At 45.1% G+C, this 1,083-nt stretch carries 1 protein-coding gene; it reads right to left on the bottom strand.

Annotated elements, in window-relative coordinates; all coding sequences use genetic code 11:
* Positions 1-19: 19 nt before the first annotated feature.
* A complete protein-coding gene (locus F6K53_RS44915) occupies positions 20-856 on the bottom strand; it encodes a HEAT repeat domain-containing protein (RefSeq protein ID WP_293087575.1) in 837 nt (278 codons plus the stop codon).
* Positions 857-1,083 lie beyond the last annotated feature (227 nt).

Here is a 1,083-nt window from a genome sequence, read left to right as displayed (position 1 = left end):
ATCCTTTAAACTTTACAGTTCAAAGAAGACCATCCATCAAGTTCATAATTTTAATTGCAGTCTCCGATAGGTAGCAACTATCAGTGGGATGGTTTTCTAAGTAATGCTCTAGAATTCCTTTGAGCGCGATTAACCTGAGACTATTTTCTGCCCAGGTCTTAGCGATCGCATCGGCTGCTGGTAAATAACCAATTGCCCCGAGATCGGAAAGAGCTGCCCGCCTCAGTTGCACTTGATAAGCACTCAAAGCTTTAATTAAACGTTCCGCATAAGTAGGGTTTTGAGTTAGCTGGTACATCGCCCGTGCGGCGGCATACTGTTCCAACTCGTTGGGATGTTCTAGGAATAGTTCAATCAGGTCAATCGCTTCAGTTACACCAAGATCCCCCAAAGCTTCGATGACAGCATTGTAGGGTTGGGCGAGGTGGGGACATCCGGGTATAGGCTGGGCTGCTTCTAAACCTCCGTCTAGGAGTTTGATCAGCTTGGGAATACAGGTACGATCTTCTAACATCGCTAAAGATTGTACCGCTGCTTCCCTAACATAAAAATCCGGGCAGTCTAAACAATCAATCAACGCAGGCACAGCTCGATGGTCTCCTAGTTTGCCCAGGGCCCTGGCAGCATTCCGGCGCAGAGGATATCCTCCTAATTCTGTCTGGTTGTCCTGATCCTCTAGCGCAGCGATTAGGGCATCAATTGCCAGTGGTTCCCGGACTCGAAACTTTCCTAGCCACCATGCTGCATAATAGCGAAGCCCCTGGTCGTTTCCTTTTAGATTTGCGATCGCTTGCTCTACAGTTAAAGACTCAGAGTTATCAGTCTCAACATAATTCTCAAGACTAGGCTGCAACATTTTAACTTGCTAATTTAAACTTGTTAATTTAAACGTATTAATTTTAATTTTACGCACGCTCCTGTCTCCTCAAAAAACCTACCAATTTCTTACTTTATTCTTCATCTGTCCACCTCCCTGGAGACTCCCGTTATACCCGTAGGGTTAACGGCGAGAGGAAAGGGAGGACAGGATCTAATTTGTATAAGCATAACCATCCTTTCTGTGAATAAATCGACAATATTTGT

The organism is Moorena sp. SIO4A1 (assembly GCF_010672065.1).
Taxonomy (GTDB): Bacteria; Cyanobacteriota; Cyanobacteriia; order Cyanobacteriales; family Coleofasciculaceae; genus Moorena.
This window is presented reverse-complemented; position numbering and strand designations above follow the sequence as displayed.

Excerpts from the sequence above, each read along its gene's own strand:
- F6K53_RS44915 (WP_293087575.1), bottom strand. The coding sequence starts at position 856 with ATGTTGCAGCCTAGTCTTGAGAATTATGTTGAGACTGATAACTCTGAG.